This window comes from Microcystis sp. M53602_WE12 (assembly GCF_030065455.1).
Lineage (GTDB): Bacteria > Cyanobacteriota > Cyanobacteriia > Cyanobacteriales > Microcystaceae > Microcystis > Microcystis aeruginosa.
The window spans coordinates 19,413-41,788 of record NZ_JASJFB010000120.1 but is presented as its reverse complement, the minus strand read 5'-3'; the positions used below and the strand labels follow the sequence as shown (position 1 = coordinate 41,788).

Annotated in this window: 18 protein-coding genes; 16 read left to right on the top strand and 2 right to left on the bottom strand. The window is 40.2% G+C overall.

Annotation, left to right across the window (positions count from 1 at the left end; translation table 11 throughout):
- The first annotated feature begins 208 nt into the window (after positions 1-208).
- The 13 genes from PX482_RS04900 to PX482_RS04840 all read left to right on the top strand — a co-directional run bounded on the left by PX482_RS04900 (position 209) and on the right by PX482_RS04840 (position 16,519).
- Entirely contained in the window at positions 209-1,603 is a 1,395-nt protein-coding gene (locus PX482_RS04900) for a DNA cytosine methyltransferase (protein ID WP_288122149.1), read from the top strand.
- 215 nt (positions 1,604-1,818) lie between these two features.
- Entirely contained in the window at positions 1,819-2,706 is an 888-nt protein-coding gene (yhdJ, locus tag PX482_RS04895) for an adenine-specific DNA-methyltransferase (protein WP_147068786.1), read from the top strand.
- Positions 2,687-3,805, top strand: a complete 1,119-nt coding sequence (locus PX482_RS04890; protein ID WP_002751176.1) for a hypothetical protein — start codon at positions 2,687-2,689, stop codon at positions 3,803-3,805. Before yhdJ ends, PX482_RS04890 begins: the two co-directional genes overlap by 20 nt.
- 59 nt (positions 3,806-3,864) lie before the next feature.
- Entirely contained in the window at positions 3,865-5,499 is a 1,635-nt protein-coding gene (gene prfC / locus PX482_RS04885) for a peptide chain release factor 3 (protein ID WP_002756594.1), read from the top strand.
- A 70-nt stretch (positions 5,500-5,569) separates the two neighbouring features.
- Positions 5,570-5,764, top strand: coding sequence for a hypothetical protein (locus PX482_RS04880; RefSeq protein WP_196219773.1), 195 nt, complete (start codon positions 5,570-5,572; stop codon positions 5,762-5,764).
- Positions 5,765-5,801: 37 nt separating this feature from the next.
- Positions 5,802-6,512 (top strand): lysophospholipid acyltransferase family protein, encoded by a 711-nt coding sequence (locus PX482_RS04875; RefSeq protein ID WP_002756596.1) that lies wholly within the window; start codon positions 5,802-5,804, stop codon positions 6,510-6,512.
- 196 nt (positions 6,513-6,708) lie between these two features.
- Entirely contained in the window at positions 6,709-7,740 is a 1,032-nt protein-coding gene (locus PX482_RS04870) for a GntR family transcriptional regulator (RefSeq protein ID WP_002756597.1), read from the top strand.
- A gap of 375 nt (positions 7,741-8,115) precedes the next feature.
- Positions 8,116-9,240, top strand: a complete 1,125-nt coding sequence (locus tag PX482_RS04865; RefSeq protein WP_002756598.1) for a vWA domain-containing protein — start codon at positions 8,116-8,118, stop codon at positions 9,238-9,240.
- Between the two features lie 17 nt (positions 9,241-9,257).
- Positions 9,258-12,404: a tubulin-like doman-containing protein gene (locus PX482_RS04860; RefSeq protein WP_288094467.1), complete on the top strand. Its 3,147-nt coding sequence runs from the start codon at positions 9,258-9,260 to the stop codon at positions 12,402-12,404.
- A 100-nt stretch (positions 12,405-12,504) separates the two neighbouring features.
- The gene (locus PX482_RS04855; RefSeq protein WP_288122148.1) at positions 12,505-15,120 is read left to right on the top strand and encodes a methyl-accepting chemotaxis protein; all 2,616 of its coding nucleotides are present in this window, start codon (positions 12,505-12,507) and stop codon (positions 15,118-15,120) included.
- 22 nt (positions 15,121-15,142) lie between these two features.
- On the top strand, positions 15,143-15,784 hold the full coding sequence (locus tag PX482_RS04850; protein WP_002733090.1) for an OmpA family protein: 642 nt from the start codon (positions 15,143-15,145) through the stop codon (positions 15,782-15,784).
- Between the two features lie 79 nt (positions 15,785-15,863).
- Positions 15,864-16,097 (top strand): hypothetical protein, encoded by a 234-nt coding sequence (locus PX482_RS04845; protein ID WP_002756604.1) that lies wholly within the window; start codon positions 15,864-15,866, stop codon positions 16,095-16,097.
- A gap of 14 nt (positions 16,098-16,111) precedes the next feature.
- Positions 16,112-16,519, top strand: coding sequence for a type II toxin-antitoxin system VapC family toxin (locus PX482_RS04840; RefSeq protein WP_002756606.1), 408 nt, complete (start codon positions 16,112-16,114; stop codon positions 16,517-16,519).
- 14 nt (positions 16,520-16,533) lie between these two features.
- On the opposite strand, the gene PX482_RS04835 is transcribed toward PX482_RS04840, so the two are convergent.
- Positions 16,534-17,094 (bottom strand): Uma2 family endonuclease, encoded by a 561-nt coding sequence (locus PX482_RS04835; protein ID WP_288024033.1) that lies wholly within the window; start codon positions 17,092-17,094, stop codon positions 16,534-16,536.
- Positions 17,095-17,120: 26 nt separating this feature from the next.
- Positions 17,121-17,711 carry a Uma2 family endonuclease gene (locus PX482_RS04830; protein ID WP_288094465.1) on the bottom strand — a complete coding sequence of 197 codons (591 nt, stop codon included), beginning with the start codon at positions 17,709-17,711 and terminating at the stop codon, positions 17,121-17,123.
- Positions 17,712-18,004: 293 nt separating this feature from the next.
- Between PX482_RS04830 and PX482_RS04825 the strand changes: the two genes are divergently transcribed.
- From PX482_RS04825 to PX482_RS04815, 3 genes are all read left to right on the top strand, one after another.
- On the top strand, positions 18,005-19,924 hold the full coding sequence (locus PX482_RS04825; protein WP_288122147.1) for a long-chain fatty acid--CoA ligase: 1,920 nt from the start codon (positions 18,005-18,007) through the stop codon (positions 19,922-19,924).
- A gap of 61 nt (positions 19,925-19,985) precedes the next feature.
- The gene (locus PX482_RS04820) at positions 19,986-20,435 is read left to right on the top strand and encodes a YlqD family protein (RefSeq protein WP_002756613.1); all 450 of its coding nucleotides are present in this window, start codon (positions 19,986-19,988) and stop codon (positions 20,433-20,435) included.
- Positions 20,436-20,681: 246 nt separating this feature from the next.
- Positions 20,682-22,046 carry a DUF3370 domain-containing protein gene (locus PX482_RS04815; RefSeq protein ID WP_002756615.1) on the top strand — a complete coding sequence of 455 codons (1,365 nt, stop codon included), beginning with the start codon at positions 20,682-20,684 and terminating at the stop codon, positions 22,044-22,046.
- The last annotated feature ends 330 nt before the right edge of the window (positions 22,047-22,376 follow it).

Genomic DNA, 22,376 nt, shown 5'->3' with positions numbered 1-22,376 from the left:
GTGCCTACCATTGGAGTGATTGGGGGGAAAATTTAGGGGTTTTTTCCCTGAAAATTAGGTAATTGACCACCTGAAAATGGGTAAAACCCCACACCCCACACCCCACACCCCACACCCTGCCCCCACGAAAAACTTTTTCAGCAGCCCCTACCTAGAAAAAACTCTTAAGTTATACTAAAATAATTAATACAGACACACATCTTCCCAGATGGTGAAAAGGAATTATTTACCCTTGAAAACCACAGTTAAAGTCAGCACACAAACCCAATTACCCCTACATCTAGTTATCACCCATCCCCAGTATCGTTTTATCGATTTATTCGCGGGAATCGGTGGTTTTAGAATCGCTTTGGAGAAATTGGGAGGACGTTGTTTAGGCTATTCAGAAATCGATAAACAGGCCATCCAAGTTTATCAACAGAATTTTATTAGCTATCTCAACAGCGATGAAATTGCTTTCGGAGATGTGAGTAAAATTAGCAATTTACCCGATAATCTGGATCTTATTGTCGGCGGCGTTCCCTGTCAACCTTGGTCGGTGGCGGGATGTTTACGGGGATTTGAGGATCCCCGGGGAAAACTCTGGTTTGATGTGATTAAATTAGTCCAGAAAAGTCAACCCAAAAGCTTTATTTTCGAGAATGTCAGTGGGTTGGCTAGTCCTCGCAATCGGGAGAATTTACAATTAATTATCGATGAATTAACCAGCTGTGGTTATCAAGTTTACTGGCAGTTATTAAATGCCTACGATTTTGGTTTACCCCAGAATCGCGAGAGAGTTTTTATCGTAGGAATTAGAAAAAATATAGATAACTATGAGCGGTTTAAATTTCCTTTACCTTTGGGTATCCATCCCAAGGTTTTAGATATTTTAGAAGACATCAAAAATATTCAACCCGTCGAGAAAGTTAAGTTATCAGCAGATACTTTATTTAATGGTTTTGTTCCTCCATCGAGAACTCGTTTTCAAAAAGAAGATGAATTAAATGACTTCTTTATTTTTTCTGATTTAAGAAATGGCCACACAACTATTCATTCTTGGGATATTATCAAAACTACGGAACGACAAAAAAGTATCTGTTTAGCTTTGCTGAAATTAAGACGCAGTAAAAAGTATGGCGAAAAAGATGGTCATCCCGTGGCTTTTTCTGCTTTTTTGGAAATTATACCCGACCTAAAAATCGAGGAACTAAATCAGTTAGTTTCTCTCGGTATTTGTTGGCAAACGACCGCAGGTAAGTATGAATTTATTAACTCGAAAAATATGACGGGAATTAACGGCATTTATCGGATTATTTTACCGACGGCCGATATTATTCCTACCCTAACCGCTACGGGTGCTAAAGATTATATTGCCACTATTTCAATTACCGCTACTCATCCCCAAGAATACAAACAATTGTTTTTAAAGAAAATCTATAAACCCAAAAAGTTTCGAGAAATTACTCCCCAAGATGCGCGTAAATTACAAGGATTCCCCGATAATTTTATCTATCATCCACAGTCAGCTATCGCTAAAAAACAATTCGGAAACGCTGTTCCTATAACTGTAGTGGAAGCAGTGGCTAGAAATTTACTAGAAATAATTCGTCCCGATTATTAGACTGCGGGATACTGACTCATCTTAAAATATTTAAAGGCTTAAAAATCCAAGTTTTTGTTGTGGGGAGTCGGTCGTCAGAAGTCGGTCATCAATACCAAATTAGGTTATACTTCATTTTTATGAGAAAGTCTGTAAACTATACTAATTGCTAAGGAGGTTAAAAATTGACACATTTCCTAGTAAAAATCTAACTACTTTAAATTGAAAAAATGATCATGTTTAAACGATACGAAGCTGATGAACAAGTTATATTTCATGGTGATTCTTTGCCGATTTTATCCAGTGAGATTGCCTCTAATTCTGTAGATCTAATTTTTCTCGATCCTCCCTATAATATAGGTAAGCATTTTGCCGATTTTTACGACAAATGGGAATCGGAAAATGATTATATAAATTGGGCAAATCAAATTCTTGATCAGTGTCTTCGTATCTTGAAACCCCAGGGAACATTATATGTTATGGCCAGCACTCAAGCAATGCCTTACTTTGATCTTTACTTAAGACAAAAAATGACGATTCTTAGTCGCATTATCTGGCATTATGATAGTTCAGGAGTACAAGCAACAAAATATTTTGGTTCGATGTATGAACCAATACTTCACTGTGTGAAAGATAAAAATAATTACACTTTTAATTCAAAGGATATTAAGATAGAAGCAAAAACCGGAGCAAAACGAAAACTAATTGATTATAGAAAAGCGATTCCCAGTCAATACAATACAGAGAAAGTACCGGGCAATGTCTGGTATTTCCCTAGGGTAAGATATCGCATGGATGAATACGAAAATCATCCCTCACAAAAACCTGAATCATTGCTAGAAAGAATTATTTTGGCCAGCACTGACAAGAGTGGAATTGTGCTTGATCCCTTTGCAGGAACTTTTACAGCTGCAGCTGTAGCTAAACGTTTGGGAAGAATTTCTATTAGTATAGAATTACAAGAGGAGTATTTAAAAATTGGTCTTCGACGGATTCTCGGATGGCAAGAATACAAGGAAGAAAAGTTACTACCACCTCAAAAAAGCTATAGTAGAAAAAGCGAAAATAAACAAGAATCTAACTTTGTACAGGAGAGTCTTTTCGATGTCGATAGTCAAGCATGAATTCACCAAGATAATTATTAAAATTATCGATAATTACTTTCCCAATCAGGGAAATAGCATTTTAAATGCTAGTGAGTTATTGCAATATTTGAACATTAAAACTAGAGCCGCTAATCGAGGTTCTAAATCCCGAGCAGGATTGGCTAACCATTATGCCATTTATGTTTTAGTGGAAGACTATATTAATAATGAGTTTCATCTTAAGGATGGATACGACGAGTATCAAGGCGCTCAGTATATGACACTTTTTCGCAGGCAAAGGGAGCTTCCTTTTGGCGATAAATTACAAAATCATGCTCTCAATCATCGATTAAATCAGGAATTTAAAAAGTATTTTCCTACTTTATCTTATCTGCCGATAATTAGAGATGTTAAAACCAATAGATACTGGATTAATGAGAATCTAATTAAGTTTTATCTAGAGGGTAATCAAGTTAATATTGCGCCAGTGATTATAGATATAATTGATGCCTATGTGCAAACAAGACAAAAAGCATTTAATCAATTTATCAGCTATTGTCAACAGATGATTGATATTCAACAGCAAGATCCCCAGAAAGCCATTGAATTTATTCGGAGTTTACTCAGACCAAACATTGATGCTAGAGTTTTTGAGATTGTCAGTTATGCAATTCTTAAAGAGTATTATGGGGAACAGAAAATATATTGGGGATGGTCGCCTGAACGCTTAAACTCTGAATACTTACTTTTATATAAAACTGGTCGAACAAATGCCAATGACGGGGGGATAGATTTTGTCATGAAACCCCTAGGTCGATTTTTTCAAGTTACGGAAACGATAGCTGCTGATAAATATTTTTTAGATATTGATAAAGTGCAAAAATATCCCATTACTTTTGTGGTTAAAACCGAGCAGACTTGCGAGGAAATTTTAGAAAAAGTTGCGGAGCAAGCTAAGATAAGATACAAGATCAGGGCAATTGTCGAAAGATATCTAGAATCGGTAGAGGAAGTGATCAATATTCCCGAATTAATCAACCGTTTTGAGCGGGTTTTAGCTCAAGGTAAAGGAGGAGCGGTAATTGCAGAAATGGTTTTACAGAGCCGGATTGAGTTTAACCTAGAATCAGAGCCATAAAGATATCTAACTCCCCAGCTAAACTAGAATAGAAAGATAGGAAAGCGATCAAAATTAGAATGACGACCGAAATTGAAAAAGAACTAGAAACCGGCGAAGCTGTCTTGGAAAAACGGCGAAATTTTGCCATTATCTCCCACCCTGACGCGGGAAAGACCACCCTGACCGAAAAACTGTTACTATACGGGGGTGCAATCCATCAAGCGGGTGCAGTCAAAGCAAGACGCGACCAACGCAAGGCCACCTCCGACTGGATGGAAATGGAAAAACAACGGGGAATTTCGATTACTTCCACGGTTTTACAGTTCGATTATCGTGATTTTCAGATTAATCTCCTCGATACTCCCGGCCACCAAGATTTTAGCGAAGATACCTATCGTACCCTAGCCGCTGCCGATAATGCGGTGATGTTAATCGACGCGGCCAAAGGTTTGGAACCCCAAACGAGAAAACTCTTTGAAGTGTGCAAACTGCGGCAGTTACCCATCTTTACCTTTGTTAACAAAATGGATCGGCCCGGCCGCGAACCTCTGGATTTATTGGACGAAATCGAGCGAGAATTAGGATTACAAACCTATCCCGTCAATTGGCCGATCGGAATTGGCGATCGCTTTCGGGGAGTTTTTGATCGGGCCACCCGAACCATACACCTGTTTGAACGTCGCTCCCACGGCTCTCAGGAGGCGCAGGAAACCGTGATCGAGCTTGGCGACCCCAAAATTGAGGATCATCTCGAAAAAGACCTGTATTACCAGTTAAAAGAGGATATAGAACTACTCTCGGAATTGGGTGCAGAATTGGATTTGCCAGCAGTCCACGCAGGAGAAATGACCCCGATCTTTTTTGGTAGCGCCATGACCAATTTTGGGGTGAAATTATTCCTAGAATCCTTCCTCGACTATGGATTGCCACCCAGAGGACGCAATTCCTCCCTAGGAGTCCTTGATCCCACCTATCCCGATTTCACCGGTTTTGTCTTCAAACTGCAAGCAAACATGGATCCCAAACATCGGGACCGGGTAGCCTTTGTGCGGGTATGTACGGGGAAATTCGAGAAGGATATGGTAGTAAACCACGCTAGAACTGGTAAAACTATCCGTTTATCCCGTCCTCAGAAACTTTTTGCTCAAGATCGCGCAGTTATTGAAGAAGCTTATCCCGGAGATGTGATCGGATTGAATAACCCCGGGGTCTTTGCGATCGGTGATACGATTTATATGGGTAAAAAGCTCGAATACGAAGGGATTCCCTGTTTTTCTCCCGAATTATTCGCCTATCTCAGAAATCCTAACCCTTCCAAGTTCAAACAGTTTCAAAAAGGAGTCTCGGAATTACAGGAAGAAGGGGCCGTACAGATATTATCCTCGATCGATGAATTTAAACGCGACCCAATTTTAGCCGCTGTCGGTCAATTACAGTTTGAAGTGGTGCAATTCCGTCTTTTAAGCGAGTACGGAGTCGAAACTACCCTCGAACCCCTAGCCTATAGTTTAGCCCGTTGGGTAGCCGGGGGTTGGGCCGCTTTAGAAAAAGCAGGTAAACTCTTTAATACTTTAACCGTCAAAGATTACTGGGGCCGTCCCGTCTTATTATTCAAAAATGAGTGGAATTTACAGCAAGTCAAAGAAGATCATCCCTCTTTGCAATTAAACTCGATCGCACCGGTAGGATCGGGAGTACAACCCCAATCCTAACCCTTAGACCTCTTGTAAAAATCAAAAATTGTTGTTAGGGTTAGGAGTCAGTAGCCAGTAGTCAGTCCCGATGAAACAATTTTCACCCCCACAGATGAAAGAGGTTTCCTTCCCTACACCCTACACCCCACACCCCACACCCTGCCACCAGGAAGAACTTTTTGCCGCAAACCCTAATTATGCAAGAGGTCTATTAATCTCACAAGACAATTGCCGAACTGGTCAGGACAAGATGGCGACCCCCCAGACAACTAGACTAAAGTAGAAGTGGTCAGAAAGTCTCGATCTTTCCTAACAATCGGATGTCTCAAAGCACTATCGTTGACGAGTCCCTCACCATTAGAAAAAGTCCTGCTGTCAATTCCCGAATTAATCCCTGTTTAATTCGCTTTTGTTATTTTCTGGGAAATTATCTGGTTTTACCGGCTTTTTTCGGCAAAATAACGGTGACAGGCCAAGAAAATATTCCCCTAACGGGGGGGGTCATCCTTGCACCTACCCATCGGTCCCGTTGGGATGCGCTGATTTTACCCTACGCGGTGGGACGCTTAGTTAGTAGACGCGATTTGCGCTTTATGGTTTCCGCTAACGAGATCAAAGGGGTGCAAGGTTGGTTTATCCGACGTTTGGGGGGTTTTCCCGTCAACACCGATCACCCCGGTATGGGTAGTCTGGTCCATAGCGTCGAACTTTTGGCCGCGGGGGAAATGGTGGCGATTTTTCCGGAAGGGGGTATCTGTCGCGATCGAGTGGTTCATCCTCTTAAACCGGGGGTAGCGCGGATCGCGTTGGAAGTTAAGACCATGAAACCCGATGCAGATATCAAGATTTTGCCGGTAAGCATTAGTTATAATCAGCCTTACCCCGGATGGGGAAGCGAAGCGATAGTAAATATCGGTCAAGAGATTAATGTGCTTGATTATCAACAAAATTCGCTAAAACGGGAAACTGTCCGCTTAACCAAAACCTTGAGCGATCGCTTAAAACTTCTCCACGAGGATCAATCCCCTTAATCAGCTATTGACTATCTACCGCACAAGTGCGATTTCGGGGACGGATTAAAATGATTGTTTTAACTATTTTTAAGCAAAAAAGTGGCTTTTCTGGTTTAAATAAATAATATCTTGGTTTTTGCTGCTTCTAGCTCCTGAATACTGCCTCTGAAACCCCTCAGATCGGTGAAAATGTCCGATTGTTGCAGGGGGTCTAATGATAGAATGGGCATCAGCGAAAGTAGTTTGTGAGCGAAGTGATCCGATGCAGTTCCAAATCCAGCCCGACAGTGAAATACCCGCCTCTAAGCAATTATTTGACCAAATTCGCTTCGCTATCGCCTCTCGTCAGTATCCCCCGGGCCATCGTTTACCTAGTACCCGTCAACTAGCTATGATCACGGGATTACACCGTAATACGATAAGTAAAATTTATCAGCAACTGGAAGACGATGGGTTAGTGGAATCCCTAGCAGGTTCGGGGATTTATGTCAAGGCTCGCGGGCATGAAAACGATAATTTATCGGGTTCACCCCTATTGGAACAAAATCCAGAAATAGGCCGACTAATTCGCCAGAGTTTGGCTGGTTTTCTCGCTCAAGGTTTAACTTTAGAGCAAATTCGCGAGTTATTACTGGCGGAAATTGATTGGCGATCGCAGTGTAGTTCTCAAGTTCTTGTCACCATTCCCCGTCACGATTTGGGTGCAGGAGAACTAATGTTGAGAGAATTAGAGCAATCCCTCAAAATTCCCGTCCAATTAGTGGCAATGGAGGATTTAGCCCAAGTTTTAGCCAATACTAAATCTGCCACTGTTGTCACCAGTCGCTATTTTATCAGTGTGGCGGAGGAAATTGCCGCTCCTTTTCAATTACGAGTCATTCCCATCGATATCTACGATTACAGCAAGGAATTGGCATTAATCAAAAAATTACCCACGGATAGCCGCTTGGGGATTGTCAGTATTAGCACCGGTATTATTAAGGTGGCCGAAATTTTAATTCATAGTTTACGGGGCGATGATTTATTAGTTATGTCTGCCCAAATTCATGAAACGGATAAGTTAAAAGTTTTAGCCCGAACTTCCCAGACAATTATCAGTGATCAAGCGAGTTATACTTTAATTAAAAATCTGATTAATGAAGTGCGATCGGATTTAATTCGTCTGCCAGAAATTATCTGTAGTGATAATTATATTGGGGATAAATCAATTCAATTGCTCAGACGAGAATTAGGATTAGGTGGTTAGAGGATAAAAGACACATTTTAACCTCTGAATCTCTCCCAATCCCTTTACTGTTACCTCTTGCCTTATCTCAACAGGCAATTTAAGTAGGGAGGCACAATTATTTGTAGGATGGGTTAGCGGTAGCGTAACCCATGCTGGCGTTGGGTTTCATGCTTCAACCCAACCTACGTTCATCTTATATTTAATTCCACTCACCCACTTAAATGCGCGGGCAGCTGAACTTTAAAATTTAGTTTAATCTATGGTTACTATTGACAATAACTTAGAGCAAATCGAGAATAAAAGCGAAAAAAACTTTTAAGAAGTATTAACTTTTTTAGTACAATGGCGGAAGAATAGGGATAAGCTCAATTTTTCACTCTCGAACGAGGCTAAATGAAAAGTGCTGACTGTTTAACGGTATCCCCCGGGGAACCGCTTACCGATTGGCAAAAACTCGGATTAGATTTGGTGGCTCGTTGGCAGGGACGAGATGTTATCCTAGCGATCGATCTTACCGGCAGTGTTAACTTTAATGATGAAGGACGCACGCGCCTCGGTCAAATTATTCGCGATAGTTTAAAAAATAACGATTCCGTTTATTTAGTCCCCTTTGCTGATAATGTTCAACCGATTACAGAACCGATTTTAATTCGCGGAAGGGAAGATATAGACGCGGTTTTAAAGTCAATTCCTTGGCAATCTAGCCAAAGTGCTAAAAATACCGATATTCAGCGCGCAGAATGGCACGTTTATCCCCGACTGGCACGCTTAAATCAGTGTCGTTTAACTGCCAATCAAGCTATCAAACCCCAGTCGGTAGTTTGGATTACCGATGCACCCCTTTCTACTGCCGCGGGGATTACTTCACAACAGTGGATAGAAACCCCAAAAAATAGCCCTTTTCGTCTTGCTAATTCTCCCGAAAGTTTGGAAAGACAAAACTGGCTTAATTCCCTACCAATTAATCTAAGAACTCAAGAAATTACTGCCACTAACGGCAATAAATATAAACTATCAGTTGTCGATATTGCTCCCACAGCACAAGAGTTTTGCACTCCCGCACCGGGAGGACAAGAAACCTGTTTGATTAATCCTTATCTCTTGAGTCAGTTATGGTTGCCAGCATTGGTAATTACATTAATGGGAATTGGGGGAATAGTAGCGAGTATTTTGGGAATTCGTCACTGGTTGCGGTTAAATACTGCTTGGACTATTAAAGTCTCATCTAATGATGATGACAATGAAACCCAAAAATATATTTTAAAAACATCCGAAAGAATTAACATCGGTGGTGATGAATATCATAAGAATACCATTCCTTGTCATGGGGAAGAAATTCGCTGCTATTTAGAAAGACGCGGCAATCAGTTATATCTAAAACCCACTAAACAAGCAGAGATTTTTTATCGAGGTAATCAACTAACTCAGGAGGTGAAGATAGATAAAAATTACCTGACTTTAACCTATCACCATAACCATCAAGATTTCGACCTACAAATTCAGATTAGCAAAAAATAACTCAGGAGATTTAAACCATGGCTAACACCAGTCAAACCCGCGCTATCAAACGGACAATTATCATCGGATTAGGTGGTACTGGTCGAGATGTGTTAATGAGAATTCGTCGCTTTATTATTGATAAGTATGGGAAGTTATCTAACCTACCCGTTGTCAGTTTTGTTCATATTGACACAGACAAAAACGCTTTCAATGGTTCGGGTTTACCCACAGGAAATAGCTATCACGGAGAAGAAATTCTTTTATCAGCTGCTGAAAGAGTATTCATTAATATGAATGCTCAGGATGTTAACAATCTCACCTATGAACTTGAACACAAAACCCTTTTTGAAAGTCCCTTTTCCCATATTGCAAGCTGGTTAGACCCAAGACTAAAAAAACAAATAACTGCCATTGAAAATGGTGCGGGAGGTATTCGTCCCGTCGGTCGTTTAGCTTTCTTCCATAACTATCAAAAAATTCAAGAGGCAATTGAAGCAGCGGAAAGACGAACTTCTGGTCATGAATCCTTTATGTTTAGCGGTAAAGTTAACGGTCAAAGTTTTAATGTCCAAGAGGGTTTAAATGTCTTTGTTGTCGGTTCTTTGTGTGGGGGAACTGGTAGCGGTATTTTCCTCGATGTGGCCTACACTTTGCGTCATATTTTACAACAAACCACCGAATATACATCCTTTGGTTATTTGGTAATTAGTCCTAAACTTTATGGTGATGGGGCAATTATGAGAGCTAATACCTATGCAGCTTTGAAAGAGTTAGATCATTATACCAATGAAAGTAATTCCTTTCAAGCCTGTTATGATAAACAAAATTTCGTCAACATCGATGAAAAACGTTCTCCTTTTGATTTTGCCTACTTAGTTTCTAATCGCACTGCGGGAGATTACCAGATTAATAACAAAGGTAAATTATGTAATGTCATTGCTTACAAGATTTTCTTGGATTTTGCCGATGAGTTATCTCTCCCCATTAAAAGAAATCGGGATAACCATAAAGACCCGATGATTCGTAAAGATAATCATCCTTTTCAGATGTGTCAAGGTTATATGTCCTTTGGACTAGCGAGGATTTATTTTACTCGCGACCGAATTGTGCAGATTGGTCTTAATCGTTTTAGTCTCAAATTAATTAAATTTTGGTTAGAGGGATACGGTCAAAGTCCCAGTGGACAAGAGTTATTAAGTAAGTTCCTAGCTAATTGGAGTACCCAAAGTAATAAGGATTATTTTACTGCCAGATTGGAAGAAGCAACCCTAGAGAATAATAAAACTTTTTCTAAGACTTTAACCTCTTGGAAAAATTCCCTAGAGGAAGAAATATCCAATAGTCAAGATTTGGAGAATTTACCCCAAACCGTCAAGCAATCCCTAGAAAAAGAGTTTCGCAAAGTACAAGGGGGAGAAACAGATAGCAGTCGCGGAATCTGGTTAACTCTGACCCAACAAACTCAACCTAAATTAATCGAAAAATTTAAGTCAGATATTGACCAATTTTTGGAGATTCTTCTTAATCCTGATAGCTTAGAATTTTCTTTGGAAAATAGCCTATCTTTTTTGGTCGCTTTACAAGTACAGATTAATACCTACAAGGGGAATCTAGAGGAATTATCTCAGGATAATAAAGGGTTTCATTCCTCGGAAAAAATTGATAACATTTGGCGAAATCTCAAACAAACTCTCGAAGATATAAACGGGAAAAAGTCTGTCTTCAAGATGTTCAATAAAAATGCCAATAGTGAGAGAATCAAGGCCGAGTTAAGAGACTACGTTCAAAGCGGACAAAAATTAATTCAGCATAACTTTAATTTCAGCATCAATGGGGAATCCAGAAAGATTTTTGAAGCGATTCTCAAGCATATTTCCAGTCGAATGCTGCAGATACAACAACTGAAAGAAACCCTATATCAGCTAATCACAGAATACGATAAATACGAACAGGAGTTAATGCAGTTAAATCTCGACGAGATGACTGGGGAAGGTATTTTCCCAGAGGAGAATATTGATAACTGTATCCCTGACAGTAACTCCCGAACTCAATACATTTCCGTTAGCCAAAAAGTCACCAATAATTTAGGCTATAATGCTTCACTATTCAGTTTATTTAGCCAATCTTTTGTTATTGATAATGAAACTCTCAAAGATACCCTAACAGCAACAATCGAGAAACAGTTTCAATCAGTAAGCACTAATAAAATTGATGCAGTAATTAAGCGATTTATGGGTCAATATAAACCCCATGATTTTCCTGAACGCTTGGCGCAAATTCTGCGAGAAGCTGATTTAATGTTACCGATAAATGTTAATGATGCTTACTATCGCTTGCATACAGATAAAGCATTACTAATTGGGACTAAGGATGATAATTCACCCACCATGCAAAGATTTATGAAGACTCTTGAATCTGATTTAAATATTAATCTGGGGACTTCTTTTGAATCAATTCAAACGGACGAAGAAATCCTAATTACCTACGAGTTTGGTGGGTTTCCCCTAAGAATCATTACTGATTTATCTGGGTTACAAAAAATCTATCAAGACCAAAAGAGAATCAGCATTTTACACAATGATTACAGGATAGATTTTGCTGATATTATCCCACCACCTGCAAAATTAATTGAGGAATTAGAGTTTATTTTCTATCCCGCAATTGCTCTCGGTTTACTGGAATACGATGAGGAGGATGATACTTATCAATTAGTCATCGAAGGAGATTTATTTAACAATAAGTCCATTATTGACATTAGCGGTAATTGGCGACTTGCCTTAGAACAATTTGCCTCTCGTAATGACATGATTAATGCTTTGCAGGTACTGCTTAATCAGGCAAAAAATGAGATTTTGGCTAATCCTCCCCTATTATTTACTAACGAGGGTGATTATTTCCAGAATGTCAGCTATTTTGTCAACAATGTCAAAAATTTACCCGACCATCACCCCAATTATCGCTACAAAAATAAGGTAGCTGGACAAGATGGAAATACTCGACAGGAGGCAAAAGAAGGAATTATCACCCGTTTTGTTAATCAACTAAAAATGGAACTAGAAAAACGTGCTGCTGAACAGAAAAAACTCGACAAACAACAGCAAAAGCAACAAACTTTACTGGGAACAAATAATAACAGTAGTCAACCCAGTTTACCCGCAGAGGTTAGCACTGATGATGAATGATAAAATTAATCAATCTTAATGATGTTTCCCCAGCTATCTGAGGAAACATTCACCCCCAACTCTCTCTATCAATCACAATTCGAGGTATCCAATAACTATCATGGCATTACTTAACCTTTTTCCTCCCTATCTGATTGTTTTAACTCTAGTCTTGGTTATTTTTCCCACCGTCTTAGCTGTGGGAATCCGGATTACTCTTTATAAATATCTCCAAGAGTCAACTGTAAAAGTCAAGCGCTTAATTCGGGGAGAAAGTCGCGGGGTTCAACCTAAAATTATCTCTAATCTAGAGAATAGATTTAAGATAGCCAGTAGTCAACTAGATGATGTTAATACCGCAGCTTTGGTAGATGGTTTATACCATGAAGAACAATTTACTTTCATGTCTAAATCTCTTAGCTGCGAGAAATGGGATTATTTTGTAAGAGTCTTACCCAATCTCCTCCTCGCTTTTGGTTTGTTGGGAACTTTCCTCGGAATTACTCTCAATCTGACGGGAATCAGCACACTTATCGATATCAATAATGTCGATGTGCAAAGTTTAGGAGAAAAGCTCAAAACTCCCCTAGGAAGTATGGGGATTGCTTTTATCACTAGCTTAATTGGTTTAGCTTGTAGTTCTTTACTGACTGTGATTAACTTAATCTTTAATACCAACCTTGCTAAAGTAAATCTAATTAGTTCCCTAGAAGACTATTTAGATAACATCTTGCAGCCGACTGTAGAAGGGAATAGTCGCTTGGATAAAGCGGTTAATCGCATGGTGGATAAACAGCAAGCATTTCTGACTAACTTTCATACTGAGGTGACGAGAGTATTAGAATCTTCTTTAGGAAAAGTTGCTAAAGAAATTGCTGATGGTAATCAGGAAACAGCTAAGTTAGTCACCCAGGTTTGTGAAAGATTAACTGAAACTGCGGGAACTTTATCTACTGGTGCGACGACTTTTCAGAGTTCAGCTTTTGAACTTAACGAGCAAGTACCAATTATCACGCAAGCAAACCGAGAGTTTACAAAATCCTCTCAGGAACTAAAAAATAGTGTACTGCTTTTTAAACAAGCGTCAGAGTTAATTGAAAAAAGTAACTTCTCTGGTAATATCGAAAGGTTTACCGCTAGTTTAGCAGAAACCCAAGGGAGATTCTCTCAATCCACTGCAATACTAGAGCAGAATATCGGGGAGATTATCAGCAGTAATAAAAGAGCTAACGATTTAGCAGAACAAGTGTATTTAAATATCCAAGAATCTTCTCAAAAATTACAAAATAGTGCGCTAGGTTTTCTGGAAGCTTCCGAAAAAATCGAAAGTAGTCAATTTGCTGATAAGTTAGTGCAAGCAACCGCAGATTTAATGACTGCTCATCAACAGTTTGCCAATTCTACTACAGATTTAAACCAATCAACTCAATCTCTAGCTTCTTTAACTCAAGACTTCCAGCGTTCAATGACAACTATGGTTGAGTTAGGAATAAAAATTACTGACTTGAATCAAAAATCTGAGACAATCCTAGAACAAAATCAGCAACGCTCAGTCACCGAACAAGAAAAGTTATCTAACATCCAGGGAGAATTAGTAAAATTAATCGAAACTGTGAAAACCTATCAAGACAGTTTTAACTCCGAGTCGAAACAATTAGGAAACCAATTTATCAATCGTCTCGATGAAAGACTCTCCCAAACCTCCGATAAAATTCTCACTGCTTCCCATGGGATTGAGCGCTCTAGTAATAATCTCGATGTGACTAATGCTAACTTGTCTCGGTTAATTGATACAGTGACAGAGCAAGTTACTCAAGTCTCTGAGAAAATCCTAGAACAAAATCAGCAACGCTCAGTCACCGAACAAGAAAAGTTATCCAACATTCAAGGAGAATTAGTAAAATTAATCGAAACCGTGAAAACCTATCAAGACAGTTTTAACTCCGAGTCGAAACAATTAGGCAATCAACTTATCAATCGTCTTGAGCAAAGACTATCCCAAACCTCCGATAAAATCCTCACTGCTTCCCATGGCATTGAGCGCTCTAGTAATAATCCAGAGGTGACTAATGCTAACTTGTCTCAGTTAATTGGTACAGTGACAGAGCAACTTACTCAAGTCAAGGAAAGCTTACAGTCTGATTTAAACCTTTTAAGCAATAACTTAGGGATGGTAGTTGATGATAAATTAACTAAGAACTCAGAACAATTAAAAGCAGTTTCCCAATCTATTGAGAAAACAGCCAATCAATTTGGCAGCCTTAAATCAGATTTTTCTCAAGTAATTAACGCAGTGAACACCAACACCAGTCAATTAACTGCTAACTTAGAATCTTTGCGAGATAAGTTAGAGAAAGTTATCGCTAAGGAAAATAAATCGAATCAGAAAATGATTGAACACATCTATGGAGAAATTCAAAAATGTTTAGCAGAACTGGAGAAAATTGGCGAAATGAGTTCTGAATTTTCTAACTTAAAGGATAAGATGAAAGAACTTAAAGAACTTTTTGAGACAATCCCTAATCCTCCTCAAAAAGATGTTCAGGATGACATTTATAAGTTAAATAAGAAGTTGGAAGAACTTAAAAAACTTTTTGAGACAATCCCTAATCCTCCTCAAAAAGATGTTCAGTCTGAATTTTCTAACTTAAAGGATAAGATAGAAAAACTTTGTGAGACAATCCCTAATCCTCCTCAAAAAGATGTTCTGGATGACATTAACACCCTATTTGAATAACTTCACCAACATATAAGTAACTATGTCTAGACGTACCTACTACCGAGATGAAGATAAATCGGTGGATGTTTATCCCGCATTTACCGATTTAATGTCCAATGCTTTCATGATTCTGAGTTTATTTCTCCTCTTGGCACTTTTTCAGTCCTATAATCTCATCAGCAAACTGGAGGAAGCTAACCGAAAACTGCAAACAGCAACCCCCATAGTTATCGATGAAAAATCAGGAAAATTCAAATTTCAGTCGGGAAGTGCTGAATTAAACCCCGCTTTAAAAACCTATATTCGTCAGCGCATTATTCCCGCTATCGAAACCATTACCAAAGACAGAGAAATCGACTTTATTCAAGTAATTGGACACACCGATGGACAGGGAATACAAAAGACAAGTAATCTCGATAAAAATATCGAATCGGTTGCCAGCAGAAAACAATCTGTTAAAATGCTAGTACCCGGTTCTAACACTGATTTAGGATTAATGCGCGCTTTAGCAGTAGTGCAAGAAATCGAAAGCACAGGTAAACTCAAAAACGTCAAATTTCGAGCTTTTTCCGCAGGACAGTTATACCTCCCATCGGGTAAATTAGCCGCGGTTAATCGTGACGCAGATGCAAGCAGACGCAGAATTGAAATCCGTTTTATTCCCCCCGGTAGAAAACAATAAGACAAAAAAATTCTAGAAATTTGTTTTTTTATCTTTTGCTTGTTACACTGAGGAAAGAACGAAATTCAAATCAATATCTATGGAACAAAACACTTTAGAGGGGACTTGGGAAGAAATTTTACAGCATAGTGCTAAATTAGCAGGTCAGCGAGTGAGATTGACCATTCTACCTAATCAATCTTCCAATTCTTCCACTCCAGAAACCCTAGACCAAAAATTAAAAGGAAGAGTTGGACGAGTTTATTTTCAGCCATCAGATTTATCTGAGCGAGTAGAAGAAGTTTTTACAAATATTTTAGATGTTCAAGACTAATCAGCATTACATCAATGACTCTTTGCGACGCTTCTCCACTTATTGCCTTAATTAATGAAGCTGATAAAAATCATCAGCGTTGTGTTGACATTTTATCTTCGCTATCGGCCCCCCTTGTCACGACTTGCGCTTGTTTTACCGAAGCAATGTATTTATTGCGTCGATATGGTGGTTGGTTCGCACAACAAGAATTATGGGGTTATGTGGTAGATGAAATACTGGTAATACACCATCATAATTCAGATGAACTAACAAGAATGGAAACCTTAATGATACAATATCAAGATGTTCCTATGGATTTAGCAGATGCTTCTTTAGTAGCCATGGCTGAAGTTCTTAATCAAAAACAAATATTCACTCTCGATAGCGATTTCTATATTTACCGACGGTATGGAAATCAACCTTTTGAGGTTGTACCTTAATTATTTTTCATTCCCTATAGGGTAACATCCTCGTATAAATCCCGAAAAGATGCCGTCAGATTAATACTCTGTAAACTAAAACTTTCTTGCTGATAGGTTTGCAGAATCCATAAACCCTGTTCACCCCGTCGAAAAGTTTCCACTCGTTGGCGTTTACTATTCACTAAGACATATTCCTCTAAACTTTCTAGAGTTTGATAATCATTAAATTTATCCCCCCTGTCAAAAGCTTCTGTAGAATCGGAGAGAACTTCGATAATCAATTTAGGGAAACTTTTATAGGTAGCGGTTTCTCTATCTCTGTCATCGCAGGTGACAATAATATCAGGATAATAAAAGTGATTGCGTTTCTCTAATCTGACTTTCACATCGGCAAAATAAACCCGACAATTGGAACCCCGCAAATGATTACGAATGATAAAAGTGAAATTGAGTCCGATAATATTATGAGTATCCGTCGTCCCTGCCATGGCGTAAATTTGCCCATCGATATATTCATGTTTAATGGGACTTTTTTCTTCAAACTGAAGATATTCTTCTGGAGTGAGATTATTATAGTTAGATAGAGCAATCATGGGTTTAATCGTTGAAGGAGATTTTCTTAAGGACTTTCGGGAGTATCATTAACCGTTTCTAGGGTGACATCCTCGTATAAATCCCGAAAAGATGCCGTCAGATTAATACTCTGCAAACTAAAACTTTCTTGCTGATAGGTTTGCAGAATCCATAAACCCTGTTCACCCCGTCGAAAAGTTTCCACTCGTTGGTGTTTACTATTGACTAAGACATATTCCTCTAAACTTTCTAGAGTTTGATAATCATTAAATTTATCCCCCCTGTCAAAAGCTTCTGTAGAATCGGAGAGAACTTCGATAATCAGTTTAGGAAAACTTTTGTAGGTAGCGGTTTCTCTATCTCTGTCATCGCAGGTGACAATAATATCAGGATAATAAAAGTGATTGCGCTTCTCTAATCTGACTTTCACATCGGCAAAATAAACCCGACAATCGGAACCCCGCAAATGATTACGAATAATTGTGTATATATTCCCCGAAACAATATTATGAGTATCCGTCGTCCCTGCCATGGCGTAAACTTGTCCATCGATATATTCATGTTTAATGAGACTGGTTTCTTCAAACTGAAGATATTCTTCTGGAGTGAGATTATTATAGTTAGATAAAGCAATCATCGTTTTTTCTGCTAGTTACAACTATATTTAAGTACCTAGGCAAAATTAATTATACATCTAAGCTGTCAGCCTTTTCCGTAATCAGTAAGCAGTATTAAGTAACAGTAACATTCCCTGATTACTGTTCACTGTTCACCGATAACCGAAAAGTCTCCCCTCTCCCAGTCTCGACTAGGAAATTAACTTTGCAGGACTAGATACCTGTTCAAATACTGTCTAGGAGAACCAGCAAAAAGAGCCTAGAATGGTTAATCTATATGCTATTACCCTTGTAACTCTCTATAACTACTGTTATGACAACCCTAATTGACTATTCAAATATTCAATCTTTACCCGAAGTTTGGTCAATAGTTGCCCAGCGTTTCCCCAATATTATCGCCCTGCACGATCCCCACAGTAAACCGGAAGTAATTATCACCTATCGGGAACTTTATCAACAAATTCAGCAATTTGCCGCCGCTTTACAAGCATTAGGAGTCACAGAAACCGAAAATGTCGCTTTATTTGCCGATAATAGTCCCCGGTGGTTTATTGCCGACCAAGGTTCCATGGCAGCCGGGGCAGCCAACGCGGTACGATCTGCTCAAGCAGATGCAGAGGAATTAGCCTATATTTTGGCCGATAGTGACAGTCAGACGCTGATTGTCGAAAATAACAAAACTTTAGGGAAATTGCTGGCGAAAATCCCTGAATTGCCCCTAAAATTAATCGTGCTGCTCACCGACGAAGACCCCGCTACTGGGGCGATTTCCGTGCAGACCTTAAATTTCAAGCAACTAATGGCGATCGGGGCTGAGAACACCCTTAAACCCATCACCAAGAGCGAAAATGATCTGGCTACCCTCATCTACACATCGGGAACGACGGGACAACCAAAAGGGGTGATGCTAAGTCACGGTAATCTGCTGCATCAGGTACGCAACTTAAATGCTATCTTTCAACCGGATCCTGGCGATCGAGTTTTAAGTATACTACCTTCATGGCATTCCTACGAGCGCAGTTGTGAGTATTTCAGTCTAGCTCAGGGTTGCACCCAGATTTATACCAGTATTCGCACTTTTAAGTCCGATTTAAAGCAATTTAGTCCGCAATTAATGGTGGGAGTTCCCCGTCTTTGGGAATCTCTTTACGAGGGTATCCAAAAACAATTTAGCGAACAATCGGCCACAAAACAGAAATTAGTGAGATTTTTGCTAGAAAAGTCGGAAAAGTACGTTATTGCTAAACGTATCGCTGATAATCTCAGTCTAGATCATCTTCACGCTTCCGGGATCGAAAGACTGAAAGCAAGAATTCAATCCCTCTTACTCTATCCCCTCCATGCCATCGGTGATAAGCTAGTTTATGGCAAAATTCGCCAAGCAGTGGGAAATAAAGTTAAAATCTTGGTAAGTGGCGGTGGTTCCTTAGCCAGACATCTAGATACTTTCTATGAGATTGCGGGAATCCCGATTTTAGTTGGTTATGGACTGACAGAAACTTCTCCTGTGGCTACCGTCCGTCGTATCGATCATAACCTGCGCGGGTCTGCCGGTCGTCCCGTCTTTCAGACAGAAATCTGTATTGTCGATTTACACAGCAAAGAAGTCTTACCGACAGAAAAACACGGTTTAGTTTTGATTCGTGGTCCGCAGGTGATGCAGGGATACTATAAAAAACCCGAAGCAACCGAAAAAGCGATTTCTCCCGATGGTTGGTTTGATAGCGGTGATATTGGTTGGTTAACCGCTGCCGGGGATTTAGTCTTAACCGGACGGGCCAAAGATACAATTGTTTTGAGCAATGGTGAAAATATCGAACCGCAACCGATTGAAGATGCTTGTTTACGCAGTCCCTTTATCTCCCAAATTATGCTAGTGGGACAGGATCAAAAAGCTTTGGGGGCTTTGATCGTGCCTAATCTTGATATACTGGCCAATTGGGCGCAAGAACAGAAAATATCCTTAAATTTACCCGATCTTCACAGCGATCGCTCAACGATTCTTTCTAGCGATCTCTACAGCAAAAAAGTCTTAGCTCTCTACCAACAAGAATTAAAGCGCGAGGTAAGAAATCGGCCCAGTTATCGTGCCGATGACCAGATTAAAACCTTTGAGTTAATTTTAGAGCCTTTTTCCCAAGAAAACGGCATGATGACCCAAACTTTAAAGATTAAACGACCGGTAGTAACGCAACGCTATCGCGATATGATTAACGAGATGTTTGCCAAGTAAATATTTCCGGCAAATATTCCCTAACCCCTTGACAAAAAGACCTTTTTAGGATAAGCAAATCATGGATGACGCACAAACCAGTTTATTACTGAAGCGCCCGGTGACAATTAAAGTCATCGTGACTCCGCGCTGGAAAGAAGAAGCACAACAGCAATTACAAGCACAAATGGCTCAAATTGACGCACAAATTCAACAATTAGAAACCCAAGGCCAAAGAGCGATCGCAGAAATTCAGCGTCAGAGTCTGATCCCCTTACCCCCCGCGGCTGCCCAACAGATTGACAATATTCAAATCCAAGTCAATCAACAGAAAAGTGAGTTTCTCGAACAAAAAAACCAGTATCTGCAACAATTGCAACAGGTACAACTCTTGGAACTCAATCAAGAAGTCGCCCAAGCACAACTAGAAAGCTTTTTCCGGGTTGAAAAAGGCGATAACTTAGTGGCCAAAATGAATGTGGAACTCGTCCTTAGAGATGGCATAGTCGAAGAAATTCGCGGCGAAATTTAAAGCTAGGGTGAGCAGCTCCCGTCACTGTCAACGTAACGGTTAAAATCGGCAATAGCAAGGGGTATTCTCCCTTGCTAACCCATAAAACCGCCCCTAGCTCACATCACCCCTGACATGACTTGATCAGGCCTGAAAAATATATTAAGATTCTTTATCGATCGCCCGGACACCCTCGCCTATATTGTTGTATAACTTCATATCTCCATCGACTCACCCTTAATTAGATCCTATAAATATAGAATCTCTATGCTTTCTTTCTTACCCACTATTCTTTTAGCTCAGTCCGCCTCGGTCTTGCCCCAGATAGAGAGGAAATTAATCACCCAATATCAGGAAGTGCGTCAGTTGCCCGGTCAACTGAATGACGTTCTAGTTTTTAATAGCAATAGTCCCGAAGTGGTAGAAAAAGAGGGAATTCTCCTCTCCACTTTCCCCGGTAAAGGAAAACGTTATCCCATAGCCCATCTCAATCATCCCCTACAAGGACGTTTTGACGTTTTCACCCACCACATCGCCCGTCAAACCGATCCCAATCGCGACCTACACCAGGGCCTGATCGTTACTAATCCCACCTCCAGAAACCTCGTTATCCGCATCCTGCAAGGAGTCAGTTACGTCACCTCCGCCGATGCCCCTTTTGTCGATTTACCCTCTCTGGTGGAAGATCCCAATGGCCGGGTTTTTTCCGGTCCCGGTTCCCGTTTAGCCAGCGATATCATGCGTCGTCGCCATGATACCCAATTTCCCGCCCAGATCGTCATTCCCCCAGGCCAAAGTCGGATGCTATTCGATCTGGTTATCCCCAGAAGTAGCGCCCGCTCGACCCTCCTACGTCTCTACAGCGATGGACCGGTCTATATGGCCAATTTAGCCCTCTACGAAGTTCCCCAAAAAGTCAAAATCGAAGATCGGGAAATAGAAACCTTTCGTCCCCCTACCCTAGAGGAATGGCGTACCCTATTAGTTAGAGGTGATTTAGCCGCTCCTCGCGATTTTCCCCCCACTCCCCCCGATCAATGGTTCCCTGGAAGAAGAAATTTTTATGGTCGCGTGGCCGGAATTTCTGTCGGTTCGGAATGGGCAACCCGCATTGTCGATCCCAAAGGGGGAATTAATCTCACCATTCCTCAACCCGGTCAAGCTTTTGCCTATCCTTTAAGTACGGTGACAGCAGCTACTTTCGGAACCAGACAAATTCAAAGCGCTCCCATGTTAGTGCGTTATCCCGATACGGCTTTCAAAGCTCACGGTAACTACGGTGTTCACTACTATCTGACTTTACCTCTATATAACAATAGCAGCAAAACCCAGGTGGTGGCTTTGAGTATTCAAACCCCAATTAAAGAAGACAATTATCTCGATCGCTTGCTATTTGTTGAACCCGTCCAGGGACCGGTATTTTTCCGGGGTGCAGTGCGCGTTACCTATCGTAACGCCCTGGGACGCACCGAGGAACGTTTTTTCCATCTCGTTCAACGGGAAGGACAACAGGGAGAAGCTTTAGTACAGGTGGAACTTCCCCCCGGAGCCAGACGCGACATTAATCTCGATTTTCTCTATCCCCCCGATGCCACACCCCCCCAAGTTTTGAGCGTTAAAACTTTGGAATAGATAGGGGTTGGCTGAATAAATCTGAAAACCTTGTTGGATAAGACTTTTAGACTTTTTTTCCCTCAAAAAGTGCCAGCCATTGCGGGGATCGGGAGTAAAATTCTGGGACTTTTTCCCTGAAAATTAGGTAACTGACTACCTCAAAATCGGTAAAACCCCACACCCCACACCCCACACCCTGCCCCCACCGAAAAGCTTTTTGCCGCAAACCCTAGATAGTTTTTCTCGAAAAGTTAACGGCTGATTGTCGGGAAGAATAAGTAAGATACACTGATATTAATCTCTCTCTGGGAATTAAGTAGGTAGGCGTTAAAAATTATCAGATGCCCC